This window comes from Streptomyces sp. DSM 116793, from assembly GCF_057320905.1.
This window is the reverse complement of the sequence record NZ_CM170494.1, coordinates 4,940,615-4,956,107: the sequence shown is the minus strand read 5'-3', so window position 1 is coordinate 4,956,107 and position 15,493 is coordinate 4,940,615. Positions and strand designations below refer to the sequence as shown.

At 73.1% G+C, this 15,493-nt stretch carries 15 protein-coding genes; 8 read left to right on the top strand and 7 right to left on the bottom strand.

Annotated features, from left to right (window positions below; translation table 11 throughout):
- Positions 1-20: 20 nt before the first annotated feature.
- The 3 genes from ACSMXW_RS19240 to ACSMXW_RS19230 all read right to left on the bottom strand — a co-directional run bounded on the left by ACSMXW_RS19240 (position 21) and on the right by ACSMXW_RS19230 (position 815).
- A complete protein-coding gene (locus ACSMXW_RS19240; RefSeq protein ID WP_485797949.1) occupies positions 21-290 on the bottom strand; it encodes a hypothetical protein in 270 nt (89 codons plus the stop codon).
- Positions 291-367: 77 nt separating this feature from the next.
- On the bottom strand, positions 368-538 hold the full coding sequence (locus tag ACSMXW_RS19235) for a hypothetical protein (RefSeq protein WP_485797948.1): 171 nt from the start codon (positions 536-538) through the stop codon (positions 368-370).
- 37 nt (positions 539-575) lie between these two features.
- Entirely contained in the window at positions 576-815 is a 240-nt protein-coding gene (locus tag ACSMXW_RS19230) for an NUDIX hydrolase (RefSeq protein WP_485797947.1), read from the bottom strand.
- 725 nt (positions 816-1,540) lie between these two features.
- Between ACSMXW_RS19230 and ACSMXW_RS19225 the strand changes: the two genes are divergently transcribed.
- Both ACSMXW_RS19225 and ACSMXW_RS19220 read left to right on the top strand, forming a co-directional pair.
- Positions 1,541-1,780, top strand: a complete 240-nt coding sequence (locus ACSMXW_RS19225) for a hypothetical protein (protein WP_485797946.1) — start codon at positions 1,541-1,543, stop codon at positions 1,778-1,780.
- Entirely contained in the window at positions 1,780-2,157 is a 378-nt protein-coding gene (locus tag ACSMXW_RS19220; RefSeq protein ID WP_485797945.1) for a fic family toxin-antitoxin system, toxin component, read from the top strand. The genes ACSMXW_RS19225 and ACSMXW_RS19220 overlap by 1 nt, the downstream gene beginning before the upstream one ends.
- Before the next feature lie 1,879 nt (positions 2,158-4,036).
- Here the strand turns inward: ACSMXW_RS19220 and ACSMXW_RS19215 are convergent.
- The gene (locus ACSMXW_RS19215) at positions 4,037-4,405 is read right to left on the bottom strand and encodes a hypothetical protein (protein ID WP_485797944.1); all 369 of its coding nucleotides are present in this window, start codon (positions 4,403-4,405) and stop codon (positions 4,037-4,039) included.
- A 432-nt stretch (positions 4,406-4,837) separates the two neighbouring features.
- On the opposite strand from ACSMXW_RS19215, the gene ACSMXW_RS19210 reads away from it, so the two are divergent.
- Both ACSMXW_RS19210 and ACSMXW_RS19205 read left to right on the top strand, forming a co-directional pair.
- Entirely contained in the window at positions 4,838-5,491 is a 654-nt protein-coding gene (locus tag ACSMXW_RS19210) for an alpha/beta hydrolase (RefSeq protein WP_485797943.1), read from the top strand.
- 42 nt (positions 5,492-5,533) lie between these two features.
- The gene (locus tag ACSMXW_RS19205; protein ID WP_485797942.1) at positions 5,534-6,445 is read left to right on the top strand and encodes an alpha/beta hydrolase; all 912 of its coding nucleotides are present in this window, start codon (positions 5,534-5,536) and stop codon (positions 6,443-6,445) included.
- Positions 6,446-6,481: 36 nt separating this feature from the next.
- On the opposite strand, the gene ACSMXW_RS19200 is transcribed toward ACSMXW_RS19205, so the two are convergent.
- Together ACSMXW_RS19200 and ACSMXW_RS19195 are read right to left on the bottom strand one after the other, a co-directional pair.
- Positions 6,482-7,108 carry a TetR/AcrR family transcriptional regulator gene (locus tag ACSMXW_RS19200; RefSeq protein ID WP_485797941.1) on the bottom strand — a complete coding sequence of 209 codons (627 nt, stop codon included), beginning with the start codon at positions 7,106-7,108 and terminating at the stop codon, positions 6,482-6,484.
- 194 nt (positions 7,109-7,302) lie between these two features.
- On the bottom strand, positions 7,303-8,325 hold the full coding sequence (locus ACSMXW_RS19195) for a LacI family DNA-binding transcriptional regulator (RefSeq protein WP_485797940.1): 1,023 nt from the start codon (positions 8,323-8,325) through the stop codon (positions 7,303-7,305).
- A gap of 211 nt (positions 8,326-8,536) precedes the next feature.
- Between ACSMXW_RS19195 and ACSMXW_RS19190 the strand changes: the two genes are divergently transcribed.
- The 3 genes from ACSMXW_RS19190 (at position 8,537) to ACSMXW_RS19180 (ending at position 13,274) form a co-directional block, all read left to right on the top strand.
- Positions 8,537-9,610: a nitrilase family protein gene (locus ACSMXW_RS19190; RefSeq protein WP_485797939.1), complete on the top strand. Its 1,074-nt coding sequence runs from the start codon at positions 8,537-8,539 to the stop codon at positions 9,608-9,610.
- A 443-nt stretch (positions 9,611-10,053) separates the two neighbouring features.
- The gene (locus ACSMXW_RS19185) at positions 10,054-11,298 is read left to right on the top strand and encodes a hypothetical protein (protein WP_485797938.1); all 1,245 of its coding nucleotides are present in this window, start codon (positions 10,054-10,056) and stop codon (positions 11,296-11,298) included.
- Positions 11,299-11,861: 563 nt separating this feature from the next.
- Positions 11,862-13,274 (top strand): amidase, encoded by a 1,413-nt coding sequence (locus tag ACSMXW_RS19180; protein WP_485797937.1) that lies wholly within the window; start codon positions 11,862-11,864, stop codon positions 13,272-13,274.
- A gap of 122 nt (positions 13,275-13,396) precedes the next feature.
- On the opposite strand, the gene ACSMXW_RS19175 is transcribed toward ACSMXW_RS19180, so the two are convergent.
- Entirely contained in the window at positions 13,397-14,401 is a 1,005-nt protein-coding gene (locus ACSMXW_RS19175; RefSeq protein WP_485797936.1) for a quinone oxidoreductase family protein, read from the bottom strand.
- A 177-nt stretch (positions 14,402-14,578) separates the two neighbouring features.
- Here ACSMXW_RS19175 and ACSMXW_RS19170 point away from each other — a divergent pair, with 177 nt between their 5' ends.
- On the top strand, positions 14,579-15,289 hold the full coding sequence (locus tag ACSMXW_RS19170) for a TetR/AcrR family transcriptional regulator (protein ID WP_485797935.1): 711 nt from the start codon (positions 14,579-14,581) through the stop codon (positions 15,287-15,289).
- Positions 15,290-15,493: the final 204 nt, after the last annotated feature.

Genomic DNA, 15,493 nt, shown 5'->3' with positions numbered 1-15,493 from the left:
CAGGGCCTGGCCCTGAGTGGTCAGGCCCCCAGTCGACGGCGTACGCCAAGGTCAGGTGCCAGTGACCATCCCGAAGGTCGGGTTCTGCTGATCCACCCTGCCGCTTCCGCAGTGATTTCCTCGGGCGGAAACTCACGGAACAGTTCACTCTGGGCACAAGCCAGCCCCGCCCGCCGCGTGGAGCGGTCGCCGGCCAGAGCCTGGGCGACGGCCTCCCACAAGTGTTCCTCCGGTGCCTGCGCCGTGGCGGCCGCCTGAGAGCGGATCCATTCCCATGTCTGCTCGGTCATCGGATGCTCATGAGGTACCGCTCATGCCCGGGGAACATGCTGCAGAGCACGTCGATGGGCAGTGCGTCCTACAGCCGTCACCAGATCTTCCGCATCGCCTTGCCTTCGTTCTTCGCGGACACGAGAACCACCAGGCGCGTACGGTCCTCGGAGGCCGCCAGGGACAGACGACTTCCCTGTTGCGCCGCCTTCAGCTCGACGGTCCCAACGGCGCGGGTCAGGGTGATCTCGATGGCGTGCAGGGTCACTTTCTGCTCTCCTTCATCGCGATAGGCACAGTGGATCTCACTCGAGTGAGATCTCTCCGTCGGGCAGCCATCCCTCCCAGTAGCCGTCAATGAGGTCGAGCAGGACTTCCGGTTCCACATGCGTGCCGCCGTCCCGCAGTTCGGCTGTCGTCCACCACCGCGCATCCGGTGCAAGCAGGAGGCGTACGTCGCATGGCCAGACCCTTACTGCAGGGGCCACCAGGATGAAGTACTCCTCGTGCCGACGCGTCTGCTGGCCAAAGGCCTCCCCGACCACCAGGTCCAGCGGATGGTGAAGGCTCTGAAGTCGAGCGCGGCGAGCGCAGGCTCCCTCGTCACCGCAGGAGAGCGCCGGGACGTCGAGCGCTGGATCCAGCGTGCTGCCGCCATGACACCGCACCGGGCCCCGAGCACAGGGGGCGAGCGCCGGCGCCAGGACCGCCCGCCGCGGCGGCGGGCCGAGCGCCCCGCCGGACCGCCGAGCCGGGCCGGCACAGCGGGACAGCACAGCCCGCGTCCGGAGGTGAAGCCGGCGGTCCCGCCCCGGCTGTCCGCCGACGCGGTGCCCGCGGTCGCTGCCGCGGTGCGCGGGGCTCTGAAGAAGGCCGCCCGTGAGCGGGTGACCACGTCCTGGTCCCGGCTCGGCCGCCAGCTCGGCTCCGCCCTGCCGCCCCTGCACCCGGACGACCAGGCGGAAGTGCTCCGCCGCGTCGACAAGAACACACCCCGGGCCGAGCCCCTGCTGGCACAACGAGGTCGTCAGACTCCACCACGTCTGGCGCTACCAGTGACTGGACACGACGACGATCGCACTTCCGCAGCCGTCGCCGTTACCTGCCATCGCGTGGCTGCGCCCCATTCCCGCTGCCGGAAGGGGCGTACTGAACCCCGTGGCCGGTGCTGGTATCCACCGGCTTCCAAGCCGGGAGGACCGGGTATGGGAGAACGGCTCGGCCGGTATGACCCCCATCCGGTTGTGGTAACAGGTGTTACCATCAGCGTATGGCGAAGACACAGTTGGGTGCGCGCGTCGACGACACCATCGCTGAGCTGGCGAGGGCCCGCGCCAAAGACCGCGGCCTGGCCCTCGGCGACTACATCGCTGCCCTCGTACTGGACGACGCCGGCGGGCTGCGCCAGCGCGGCCTGGACGCCGCCCGGCGCTTCCTCGACGAGCACCAGGATCTCTTCGACGAGGCCGAAGACGCCGACCGCCAGGGCCCGGGAGCGCACGCCGCGTAATGGATCTGTACATCGACGTCCCCTGGATCCTGCAGGTCGCGGAAATCGCGGGAGCGGGGGACCCCGCTCCCGACGACTACGGGGTGCCGGTGGCCGCCGTCGCCTGCCACCGGGCCGAGTTGCTGGAAACCCCGGTCTACGACGGTCCGTACTCCCGCGCCGCCGCCCTGGTACACATACTCGGCCGCTGCCGATGGCTGGAGCGTTCCAACCTCGCCGTGGCCGCCGCGACAGGCGTGATGTACCTGGAGGCCTCCGGCATAGCGGTCAAGCCCACCCGCGAGGACGCCGTCGCTCTGCGAGATCTGCTGCGAGATCCCGCTTGCACTGCCGCAAGGATCGCCGAGCAGTTGCATGCCTGGCCGCAGGCAACCTGAATCAGTCACGACGCCATGGGCCACCTCGACAACAGGCACCGCACGGACTGAGGCGTCTGGCCGCTCTCGTTCACATCGGTGGGGACCGGGCAAAGTCCAGCGGATCCGGCATACCACACACGTCCGGCCGTCCCATGATCTGCCCAGGGTTCACAGCGGGAAGGCAGCCGGCGGCCCCCGGCGGTCCGTCGATGCGGTGCTCACGGTCGCTGCCGCGGTGCGCAGGGCGCCGCTGAAAGTGGGGTCAGGCCTCTACGAGGCAGCAGTCAGGCCCTCGCTCATGTGAAGGCGTCAGGTCACACAAGCTTTCGCGTCGCCCGGCCGCAAGGGGTATCGCCCTGGCGGCCGGGCCGTCCGGCCGGCCCGGGACGGACTCCGGCCTGTGACGTGGGCGTCTCACTGAGGTGACTGGCTGTTGTCTGCCAGCGCTGGCGCAAGCTGACGCGGGTGGTGCTCCGCCTGCTTACCTCAGGCGGGGGATGGTTCTGTGGGAACGCCCCTCACTCCTCGGTGGTGCACCCGTGAGGGTGCAGAAGCACTGGCCGAGGCAGTGGTAGTAGTCTCCGAGCTCGCCATGAGCACGCTGATCGCACGGGGAGCCACACGGGTTGCCTCCGGCACGTTGGGAGGCGAGCGCGACGTGGGTGGGCGGGTATAGGCCGTCCCCGCCGCGGAGATGGTAACCGGCGTCAGTGGCGTACTTGCGAACTGACGTGACCTCCAGGGTCTGCCCGTGCTTCGGGCCCGTTGTGATCGTCAGCCAGTCACCTGCTCGGTGCATGGTCGTCCCCTCACTTCTCGGCGGTGCGGTAGCTCGATCACACGGCGCCGATGAAAGAGTGCTCACGAGCCGGGTCTTCCAGGTGGCACCCCCGGCAGAAGGCGGGCCGGCCGAGGTGCGTGTACCAGTCCTTGTGGACCTGACCAGGGTGACCGCAGGTTCCGCAGAGAGTCGTGCACGTGTACGCGGTGCAGCCCTGGGCGACGTCGTTGCCGATAGCGCGGCCGCAAACACAGCACTGCCCGGTGCGCTTAGCAGAACGCCAGCGCTCCTCGTCGGTCATCCTCATGCTCAGCCCCCACTTCTGCGGCGCGGTCGGCGGCGGGTAGGCGGAGTTCGGCACAGGTCGCCGCCGTGCTGAGCCGCCCGCCCGAATGCCCGAACCCGGAACGCAACCCGTACCTGATCTACGTCGCCCGCCGTCACGGAGTCCCCTTGCGATGAAACGCTCCTCGAGACCGCGGCCACTGCTCTGGCGATCGTCTCCCGGGTCAGCCCGGTGCCAACACTTCGACCATCGCTATGCCAGGCGGGCCTCGGAGGCACTGGAGCTGCCTCCGAGGCCCGTCGCGACTCTACTTCGGCCTTTATCGGCCCGGACAGATGCGCCCGTCGGCCCGCGCCGCTTCCGTGCGCCCGTGTCGCCGCCGCCACTTCAGCCCCGCAGCCTTCAACCGGATCCGCCTACTGGGCGACCGCCGACGTGCGCCGCGCCGCCGAGCCATCGCGATGGCCATCGAGCGGCAGAATCTCGGATGCGACCACCTCGGTGCTCCCGTCGTGGCGCCTTCCGTCCTGGTTCAGTCTCAGTGTCCTGCACATAAACCCTGGTAGCGCAAGAGGGCTGCGCGGGGGAGGCATACCGAGGCATAGCGTCACCCGATCACTGACCGCCTACGACCACTGACCAAGCCTTCGGACTTACTCGTCTAGGCCGTCCGGCCGCCCGCCGCCGTCGACGAAGCCGAGACCGGCCGGCGGAACACCTGCTCCCGGGCCGGGCCGGGGCCGGCAAGACGTCCCCTGCGGACCGCGGCCCCTGCGGAGCTTCGCCGGGACGCCGCGCCCCGCGCCCCGAACCCCGCGCCCGCGCCGGCCTCAGAGGTGGCTGGTCTCGTCGTAGAGCCTGGAATGCCACCAGGCTCTGCCGGGGTTTCTGGAAGCGGAGGGGTCGGGCAGCGTTCGGCGCCACAACTGCTCGTCCATGCCTGCCAGGAGTGCGTTCAACTCACCGCGGGCCCAGCGGGGAAGCGTCGGCAGGACCAACTCCAGGAGGTCCCGCGCCGCTGTCACGTTCTCGTCGAGTTCGCAGCCGTAGCAGCCGCAGTGGGATCTGAGCAGGTAGAGGTGCCGGCCTGGACGTGCGAGGAACCGGCGGTACGACCGAAGTGCCGCCGCGGTGGCACCGGGCCATATGCCCGACTCCTCTCCATGCCGGAGTGTCTCCGCCCGGTGAATGGCGGACACGGTGCGGGAGGACAGGCCGTCGATACGGGTCGGCCAGGGGCGGGGTCGGAAGAGATGGTGCGGCGGTCTCCACTGCTGGGCGCGCAGTGCGCTCGGCCGACTACGCGGCATGGCCCTTTCGGCTGGTCATCATGGTGGAATCCTGCCATCGGAGTACCGGAACTGTCGACCCGTCAGAGGTGGGTGCCGGGTGGGTGCGGCGGTGCCCCTGCCGTGCGCCCGCCACGACCACCGGCCCGGGTCCGACGGGAATCCCGCGGTTCACCGTGAACCGGAATTCCTTTCCCTCCCGAGCAATTCACCTTCCTCTTCGTTTTCCGGCGCTTATACATTCCGGGTATCACAGCTCTCCGATCAGGTATTGGACGTCATCGGATCGCGCCCCCACGATGGAATCCACCGGAACGCCGAGAAACGTCCAGGGAGTCGATCGTGAGCCATTCCACCGTGCCCCGTCCGTCCATTGACGGCAAGGCCGTGCTGTGGTCCGCGCCCGAGGAGGAGCGCGCCGGCCGGCCTTTGCTGGTGGCGCTGCACGGGTGGAGTTACGACGAGACGCACCTCTTCCAACTCACCTCGCACCTGCACGGCGAACTGGTCGTCGCGTCGCTGCGCGCCCCCGTGCCCGAGGCCGGCGGATACGCCTGGTTCCCCAGGCGGGGCAACCCCATCGGCAACCCGCAGGCGTCCCTGGCGAACGCCATGACCGGCGCCGTCCTCACCTGGCTGACCGCACAGCCCGCATTCTCCTCGGTGGGGCTCATCGGCTTCTCGCAGGGCGGCGCGATGGCGCTGCAGTTGCTGCGGCAGGACCCCTCGCGCTTCTCGTACGCGGTCCAACTGGGCGGATTCGTCGTGGGCGACAGCCAGCCGGGGGACCGGGTGCTCGCCGGTACCAGGCCGCCGGTCTTCTGGGGCCGCGGCGCCCTCGACGGGGTGATTCCGCGGGACGCGGTAGCGCGGACGGATTCCTGGACGCGGCGGCACACGAGCGCGGAGATCCAGGTCTATCCGCAATTGGGGCACGACGTCGCGGGCCGGGAGGTCGACGACCTGACGGAATTCGTCCGCCGCCAGGCAGCCTGACGAACGTACCGATAAAAAAACACAGCTGAAAGGGCACAGGAAATGGTGCGGCACAACATCGAGTTCGACGCCGAGGGCGCTCTGCTGCGCGGCTGGTTCTACGAGCCGGAGCCCAGGACCGGCCCCGCCCCGTGCGTGGTGATGGCCCACGGCTGGTCGTCCACCAAGCTCATGTACCTCGACAGGTTCGCCGAGGTGTTCGCGGCGGCCGGCCTCGCCGTGCTGGTGTACGACAACCGCGGTTGGGGCGAGTCCGAAGCCGCCCCCGGAAAGCCCCGGCACGAGATCGACCCCTGGGAGCAGATCCGGGACTACCAGCACGCCATCACCTGCGCGCAGAACCACCCGGACGTCGATCCCGACCGGATCGGGGTGTGGGGCACCAGCTTCTCCGCCGCACACGCCTTCGTCGTCGCGGCGATCGACCGGCGGGTGAAGGCCGTCAGCGGACAGGCGCCGTTCATCAGCGGCCGTGCCACGTACGCCAACCTCGCCCGGGTCCACAACCTGGTGGTCGGGCCCGACGTGTTCACCGCCGACCGGCGTGCGCGGGCGGCGGGGGAACCGCCGGCCACCGTGCCCGTCGTGGGGACCGACCCGGGGCAGTTGGTGGGCCTGCCCACCCCCGACTCCTACGCGTACTTCACCCACGCCCGGGAAGAGCTCGACCCGGCCTGGCCGAACGAGGTGACCCTGCGCAGCCTCGACAACTTCCACGGCTACGAGCCCGCACGGTACCTCCCCGACGTGACGCCGACACCCCTGCTGATGATCGTCGGCCGGGAGGACGGCCTGACCGGCGGAAACCTGGCGGCCTCGGCGTACCGGACGGCAGCCGAGCCGAAGAAGATCCTGTTCCTCCCCGGCGGCCACTTCGCCGCGTACACCGGCGAGGGGTTCACCACCGCCTCCGCGGCCTCCCGGGACTGGTTCCTGACGCATCTCGCCGGCTGACACCCGGCCTGTGACCCACGGTGCCGACGGAGTCGATCAGGTCGCGTGCCGTTCCTGTTCGGCGAGGGCCCGCGCCACCCGGGCGGCCTGTTCCTCCGCGGCCCCGAGCGTGTCCTGCCCCGCCGGGAGCATCCCCTGCCGAAGGAAGAGCGCGAGGCCATGGGCCGCCGCGGCGACCCGCACCAGCAGATCGAGAGCCGCGGCGTCCCCGGGAGCGATGCGCGCGGCGACCGGCGCGAGGGCGGCGAACAGCTCACCACCGGCGGTCTCCAGCTCCGGGTGGCGCCCCTTGTCCAGACCGGCCAGAAAGGTGATGTCGAACAACGCCCGCTCCTCGACGGCGAACCGCACGTAAGCCGCCGCGAAGGCGGCGAGCCGCTCGGCCGGATCACCGTCTCCCGCGACCGCGGCGGTGTAGCGGCGCACCTGCTCGCGGTACCCCTTGAGCGCCAGCGAGGCGAGCAGCGCGTCCCGGTCGGCGAAGTGCTTGTACGGCGCGGAGACGCTCACCCCGGCCCGGCGGCACGCCTCGGCCAGCGTGAAGCCGTGCGGGCCGCGCTCCGCCACAAGGGCGAGGGCGGCCTGCTCCAGGGCGTTGCGCAGGTCTCCGTGATGGTGACCGGTGGGGCGGCGCGGACCGGCGGAACGGCTGTGGTCAGTCACGGACCTCAGGTTAACGCTGTTCACCGGAGCTGCGTGCCGTGCCCCGGAGAGCCACTTCCCGGTGTGACCGCGGCCGTACAAGAACGGGACAGCCGCCGGGACGGGTGACCGGGAGGCCGCCCGCAACGGCAACCGCCGCTGCACCCGCCCGCAACGGCAACCGCCGCCGCACCCGCCAGCAACGGGAACCGCCGCTACACCCCGCCCGCCCCGCTCGACGCCCGGCCCACCAGCACCGGCGCCAGCCGGACCGACTCCACCGGCCGGCCGTCGAGGAGGCGGACGAGGAGGCGCGCCGCCTCGCGCCCCATCTCGTGCATCGGCGACCGCACGGACGTCAGCGGCACCGGCAGTTCCGCCGCGAGCGGGGTGTCGTTGAAGCCGACCACGGCGATGTCCTCCCCGACGCGCAGCCCGTGGTCGCGCGCCGCGCCCATCGCGCCGATCGCCGCGAAGTCGTTGACCGCGAAGAGCGCCGAGGGCCGGCGGGCGGCCGCGAGCAGGTCCACCGCCGCCCGGTGGCCACTGAGCGTGTCGAACGAGGAGTGCACCACCCGCTCGTCAGGGATCCGCAGCCCGGCCTCGCGGTAGCGGTCCAGGAAGCCGTTCGTGCGGTCCACGCCGGTGCTGGCGTGCGGCTCGCCGGCGATCACGGCGGCCTCCTCGTGCCCGAGCGCCAGCAGATGGTCGGCCGCCAGGCGGCCGCCGAGGTAGTCGTCGCAGGTCACCGACGGGTACTCGCCCGCACGGCGGTTGACGAGCACGAACGGGGTGTCCTGCGCGGCGATCTCGGCGAGCAGGGTGCCGTCCAGGTGGGCGTCGCCGAAGATCAGACCGTCCACCCTGCGGTCCAGCACCATCTTCGTGCGGGCGCGCTGGATCTCCGGGTCGTCCTGGGTGTTCGTGACGAACACGGAGAGCCCGTGCTCGGCGGCGGCCTCCTCGATGCCCTCGTAGATCGTCGCGAGGACGACGTCCGAGAGCCGCGGAACCAGCACCCCCATGAGGTTGCTGCGCCGGGTGCGCAGGCTCGTGGCGTGCGGATTGGGGCGGTAGCCCAGCTCCGCGGCCAGCCGGCGGATGCGCTCCGCCGTGTCGCCGGACGCGGCGCGCGCGCCCTCGCCCACCGCGCCGTTCAGCACCCGGGAGACCGTCGACACATGGAGACCGAGCTGATCGGCGATCGACCGCAACGTCGCAGGTCGCGAACCGGCCACCGCACCTCCCCGTGACTTCTGCGGGCACGCCGCGGCCCCGCGGCCGGGCACCGACCCCTTGACCGTGCGCTTGGTGTGATTCAAGATACCCCAAACGTTTGGCCCAAACGTTTGGGCATAGCTTTATCGCCAACACTTGGCCGAAAGTCACCCGCCCAAACGTTTGGCCCGAGCCCCACAGGTCGCCCTCAGAGCCGAGAAGAGGCCAGCGATGACCGCTCGACCGCATCCCACGCAGCCCGTTGCCCAGCGCCCCACGCAGCCCGCTGCCCAGCACACCGCGCAGCCCGCTCCCCCGCAGACGGAGCCGACCCCTCGGCACACCCCGCGGTCCACTGCCCGGGCGGCCGGCACGCCCGGGTCGGCGCCGGCGGCCGCCGCCGGGCCGGCGCCCGCGGCCGACGGCCGGGTCAGCCCCGTCCGGGTCGCCGCCGTCCAGTTCGACCCCCAGGTCGGCGTGGCCAACCGCGAGCGCAACGCCACCCGCGCCCTGGAGCTCGCCACCGCGGCCGCGGCCGAGGGCGCAGACCTGATCGTGCTGCCGGAGCTGGCCTCCAGCGGCTACTCGTTCACCGGGCGCGCCGACGCCTACGCGCACGCCGAGGAGGTCCCGGCCGGGCCCACGGTGCGCGCCTGGGAGGCCTTCGCGCGCGAACACGGCGTACACCTGGTCGCCGGGATCGCCGAGCGGGACGGCATGCGGCTGTTCGACACCGCCGTCCTGGTCGGCCCGGACGGCTATGTGGGCCGCTACCGCAAGGCCCACCTGTGGAACCGGGAGAAGCTCTGGTTCACCCCCGGCGACGAGGGCTTCCCGGTCTTCGAGACCGCCATCGGCCGGATCGGCATGCTGATCTGCTGGGACATCTGGTTCCCCGAGGTGCCCCGGCTGCTCGCCCAGCAGGGCGCGGACATCATCTGCAGCCCCAACAACTGGGTCTTCACCCCGCCGCCGCTCTTCGACGAGACCGGCAAGTGCATGGCCACCTACCTGACCATGACCGCCGCCCACGTCAACAACGTCTTCATCGCCGCCGCCGACCGCGTCGGCACCGAGGGCGACGCGAAGTTCCTCGGCTGCTCGGTGATCGCCGGCATCAACGGCTGGCCCATCGGCCGCGTCGCCGGGCCCGAGGAGGAGACGGTCCTCTACGCCGACGTCGACCTCGCGGCCCCGCGCAGCGCCCCGGTCTGGAACCAGCTCAACGACCTGCTCCGGGACCGCCGCACCGACCTCTACGACGGCATGCTCGGCTACCGGCTGGGCCCGGCGCTGCCGCGCTGAGGGAGGCTCCGATGACAGAGACACGCCCCGGTGACGGGGCCGCAGCAGAGGCCGGGGGCGGCCCGGTGCCCGCCCCGACGGGCCCGCAGGGATCGCCCGGCCCGTCCGGCTCACCCGGCCCGTCCGGCGCAGAGGGCCTGTCCGGCTCAGAGGGCATCTCCGGCCCGTCCGGTTCGTCTGACCCGTCCGGTCCGCCCGGCCCGTCCAGCTCTTCCAGCTCGTCCGGCTCGTCCAGCTCTTGCAGCTCTTGCAGCTCGTCCAGCTCGCAGGCGGCGTCCGGCTCGCCTGAATCACCCGGCCCGCTCGTCAGGTCCGGCTCACCGAACTCACCCGACCTGCTCGCCACATCCGATCCGCAGGCATCGCTCGACTCACCCGACTCGCCCGACCCTCCCACCGGGCTCGCGCAGCAGGCACCATCCGACTCACCCGACCCGCCCGCCGTGCCCGGCTCACCGGCCGCACCCGGCTCGCCCGCCGCGTCCGGCCGGCTCTGGCTCACCGCCGGGGCCGTGGCCGCCGCCACCTCGCTGGTCGCATGGGGCCTCGTGGCGCTGCGCCCGGCCCTGCCGGCCGTGCTGCCGGACTACGGCGCCTGGATCGGCGGGTACTACCGCGTCGGCTCGTTCCTGCGCTGGCTGGTCGCCGACGGCACCGAGTCCGAGTACGCCAAGACCGCGCTGTCCGGTGCCGGCATGCTGCTGGCCGCCGCGCTCGCGCACCTCGTCCAGCGGCGCCGTCCCGGTGGGCGCCTGCAGGGCTTCGCGATCAGCTACGGGACGGGGTTGTGGCCGTGGGTCGCGGGCAGCGCCGTGCTCGGCATGGTCGCCAGCAACCTGGTGTGGGGCTGGACCGTGCCGGCCAGTGGATCGTGGCAGCCCACGTTCGTGCCGTTCGTGTCGGTGCCGCCGGCCGTCGTCCTCGTGTACGGGGCGGGCTGGACGGTGGCGCTGACCGGCGCCGCGTTCGGTGCCCTGCTCACCACCCCCGTGGCGCTGCTCGCCGTGGACTACGTGAGCACCCCGCTGCACCTGCCCGGCGTCGTCGGCGCCACCACCGGCATGTGGGTGAGCGCGCTGATCGCCTTCGCCGTCTGCCGGGTGCTGCCGTGGATGCCGCGCCCGCTCGCGGCCGAGGAGCCGCGCCCCGAGCAGGAGCCGGACGCCGAAGGCCCGACCGCGGGCCCGGCGCCCGGGCGTCAGGGACCGGTGTGGGTGGCCCGCCGGATGCTGGCGGACTACTCCGAGGCGCAGTTCTACGGCAACGAGTGGGCGAGCGCGGGGCTGCTGCTGGGCACCCTGGTGGCGTACCTGCTCAATCCCGCGCTGCCGGCCGCGGCCGGCCTGTGGCCGCAGGTGCTCGCCTCGCAGGCGCTCACCGCCGCGATCGCCGTGGTGCTGTGGCGGCACAAGTGGGCCGAGGCGGGCTGGTACCCGTCGTTCGTCCCGGTCGTCTCGGTGGCCCCCGCGACCGCGCTCGCGTACGGCGGCAGCGTCCAGTCGGTGGTGGTGGGCGCCGTGCTGGGCGCGGTGGCCTGCCCGCCGCTCGCCGCGTTCATCGGCAGCCGCCTCCCCGCGCACTTCCACCCGTTCATCGGCAACGTCGTGTCGATGACCGTGTGCACGGCGGCGTTCGTGCCGGCGCTGAGCCTCTTCCCGGGCTTCCCCGGGTTCCCGCCACCGGCGTGAGCGGCGCGGGAGGGGCGGACGCGAGGGCCGGACGCGGGAGGCGAAGACGCGGGAGGCGCGGACGCGGGAGGCGCGGACGCGCGAGGCGCGGACGCGCGAGGCTCTGGCGCGCGAGGCCCGGCGCGGGGGGCCTGGCGCGCGATGCTCTGGCGCGCGAGGCCCGGCGCGGGAGGGCCGCGGGGGCTTACTTCGCGGGCCGGCTTCCGTCGTGCGGGAGCGGCGAGGGAAGCGGCACACCACGATGTCGCGCGCCCGCTACCGCACGCGCCGGTGCCGGACCCCGGCGTCGCGCCGCCACCGGAGTCGCGCGCACCCCGGCGCCCAGGCGCGGTAAGGGCGGTGCGCCGTGGGCAGGAACGGTACGGACCCGGCCGGAAGCCGGACCGGGTCGTGACCGGAAGCCGGGCCGCGGACGGAAACCGGCCGGTCCTGTCAGAAGCGGGCCGGGCCGCGGACGGAAACCGGCCGGTCCTGTCCGTAGCAGGCCGGGCCGCGGACGGGAACCGGCCGGTCGTGGTCGGAGACAGTACGAGCGTGGGCGGGGCGGTAGGGACGTGAGCGGAGTGAGCGTGAACGGTACGGGGCACGGGCCCAGGACGGCGGCGGACGGCACCGGGGCAAGCGCGGAACCGGGGTTCTTCGCGGGCCCGGGCGGCACCGTCGCCGCCCTCGGGGCCAGGCTGCGCGGTGGCGGCATGACCGCCGTGGACCTCACGGAACGGGCCCTGGAGGCCGTGGCGCGGCTCGATCCGCACCTGGGCGCGTTCGTCACCGTCGACGCCGACGGCGCGCGCCGCGCCGCCCGGCAGGCGGACGCCGAACTGGCCGCCGGGCACGACCGCGGTCCGCTGCACGGCATCCCGGTCGCCGTGAAGGACATCATCGACGTGGCCGGGCTGCCCACGACCGTGGGCTCGGCGCACTTCGCGGGACGTGTCGCGGCGGCGGACGCGGAGTGCGTCAGCCGGCTGCGCGCGGGCGGCGCGGTCGTCGTCGGCAAGACCACCACGCACGAGCTCGCGTACGGCCCGACCGGCGACCGTTCGGCGAACGGCCCGTCCCGCAATCCGCTCGACCCCACGCGGATGTCCGGCGGCTCCAGCGGCGGCAGCGCGGTCGCCGTCGCGGCGGGCATGGTGCCGCTCGCCCTCGGCACGGACACCGGCGGCTCGGTGCGGATACCCGCGGCGCTGTGCGGCGTGTGCGGCTTCAAGCCCGCGTACGGTGCGGTGCCCACCGCGGGCGTCTTCCCGCTGGCCGTCTCCCTCGACCACGTGGGCGTACTGGCCCGCACCCCCGGGGACTGCGGGCTGGGGTACCGGGTGCTGACGGGAGGACATGCCTTCGGGCGGCCCGCCCTCGATGCCGTGCGCGTCGGCTGGCTGCCGCCGGAAGCGTTCTCCGCCGCCGATCCCGAGGTCGTCCGGGTCGCCCGCGCGGCCGTCGAGCGGGCCGGTGCCGCCGCCGTCGAGGAGGTGGAGTTCCCCGGGGCGCGGGACGCGCTCGCCGCGATCGCCGCGATCCAGGACAGCGAGGCGTACGCCGTGCACGCCGACCGGGTGGCCGAACGGCCGGAGCTCTTCGGGTCCGAGGTGCTGGACCGGCTGCGCGGCGCGGCCCGCACGCCCGGCTGGCGGTATGTGCGCGCGCTGGGCGAGCGGGAGCGGATCGGGCGTGCGGTGGCCCGGTTGCTGGACCGCCACGACCTGCTGGCCCTGCCGACCACCCCGCTGACCGCACCGGAACTCGGCGCCCGCACGGCCGTGCTGGACGGCACCCGGGTCGGGGTCCGCCCCGCGCTGCTCTCCCTGACCAGCCCCTGGAACCTGCTCGGCCTGCCCGCGCTGAGCGTCCCCGCCGGCACCGTCGGCTCTCTGCCGGCGGGGCTCCAACTCGTCTGCCGCCCCGGCCGGGAGGACCTGCTCCTCGCCCTCGCGGACGCGGCACCGGGGAGGGGCGCGGCGCTCTGTGGATGAGGGCCCGCTCCGTGGCCGAGGGCCCGCTCCGTGGCCGAGGGCCCGCTCCGCGGGCGAAGGGACGCTCCGCGGGCGGCGGCCGGAGCACGGGGTGAACGGGCGGGCGGGTGGCCAGGGCTGCCCTAGGGCACGAGGAGGATCCGGCCCCGGTGGGCCCGGGACTCGAAGAGGCGGTGGGCCTCGGCCGCCTCGGCGAGCGGGATCCTGGCGTGCACCGCGGTGCGCAGCCGGCCCGCCGTGAGGTGGTCCGTGAGGAGGTCCACATCCTTGACGGCCTGCTCCGGAAAGGCCGCACGGTAAGCCAGCAACCCGAAGCCGACCGCGCTCCTCAGCGCGAACAGCGACCGTACGGGCAGGTCGATCAGCCGGCCCATCGCCGAGCCGAAGAGCACGAGCGTGCCGAACGGCGCGAGCAGTTCGAGGCTCTGCCGGGTGACGTCCTCACCGACCGCGTCCAGCACCACGTCCACGCCGCCGGGTGCCGCCCGGCGTACCTGGTCGGGCCAGTCGTCGTCCAGGTAACCGACCGCGGCGTCCGCGCCGAGCCCGCGCACGAAGTCCAGCTTGTCCCGGGTGCCGGCGGTGCCGATCACCGTGCCGGCGCCGAGCAGCCGTGCGAGCTGCACCGCCACGTGGCCGATGGCGCCCGCCGCGGCGTGCACCAGCACCGTCGCACCGGGCTCGATCCGCCCGGCACGCAGCGCGCCGAGCGCCACCGGGGCCGCGGTGCACAGCATGCTCACCGCGCCCGCGTCCAGGCCGTCCGGCACCGGGATCAGCCAGTCCGCGCCTGCCACCGCGAAGTCCGCGAACGCGTCCTCCGCGACCGGCGCCACCACACGCCGCCCGGTCAGGTCCCGGTCCACCCCCTCGCCCACCGACTCCACCGCCCCGACCACGTCACCGGTGAAGGTGCCGGGCAGCGGCCGGTGGTAGAGCGAGCCCTCCGGGTGGCCGCGGCGGATGATCGCGTCGACGTAGTTCGCGCCGACCGCCTCCGTACGGATGAGTACCCGACCCGGCCCCGGCGCCGGCACGTCGACCTCCTCGACCCTCAGGACCTCCGGGCCGCCGTACTCGTGATAGCGCACACGTCGCATGATGATGTCCCCCAGCAGAAGACGCACCGGCAGAAGATGCCCCTACAGAAAGAGAGCCGACGGCAACTGGACCGCCGGTCAAGTTACCCGGGACCTTACTTGACCGCCGGTCCAGTTGTCCATGCGTCCGTGGGCGCCGGGAGCCATCCCCCCGCCCCCGGCCCCGCATGCGGCCATCGGCTCGCGGAACGAGGACGTGCACCCATGACCCAAGGCCGTCGCGAACGTGCCGACGCGGCGCGCAACCGGCGCGCCATCCTCTCGGCGACCGAGGACCTGCTGACCCGATACCGGCCGGAGGAGATCTCCATGGAGCGGGTCGCGGCGGCGGCCGGGGTGGGAAAGGGCACGCTGTTCCACCGGTTCGGCAGCCGGATGGGGCTCATGGTGGCGCTGATGCAGGAACGCGCGCTCGGCCTGCGGGAGGCCGTGACGACGGGACCGCCGCCGCTGGGCCCCGGCGCCCCGCCGCGCGAGCGCCTGTTCGCCTTCCTCGACGGCATCGTCGACGTCGTCAGCCGCAACAAGGGCCTGATCGCGGCGCTCGGCCACGCCGCCTCCACGGCGCACCGGCCACCGGCCGGGCAGCGGCCTCCGGCCGGCCCGGACGGCGGGGACGGCGACGGCGGCGACGGCGACAGCGGCGGCCCGCATCCGCACGACGGCCACCCCGTCTACCGCTTCTGGCACGGCCACATCAGCGGACTGATCGCCGAGGAAAGGCCGGATCTGGACGCCGGCCTGCTCGCCCACGTCCTGCTGAGCACCCTGCAGAGCGAGCAGATCCAGGCCCTGCTCGGGGACGGCGAGGGGGCGCGGGTGGCCCAGACCCTGCGCCTGGTCGCGGCGGGGATCCTGGCGGCCCCCGCGACCTCCGGAGCGTCCGGAGCGTCCGGAGCGTCCGGGGCGAGCTGAGCACACCGGAAGCAGTCCTGCGGCTGGCGGTCCGGGGGGTCCCTCCGGCCTGTCCCCGCCTGCGGCGTTACCGCTCGCTCGATCCCCAGATGCCGATCCGCTCCGCGTCGGCCTCTTCCCGCGACGTCGCGTCCGGCTCTCCGGTGAGCGGCACGAGGCGTCGCCACCACCGTCGCCGCGGGGCGCACGGCTGAGGGCGAGGAT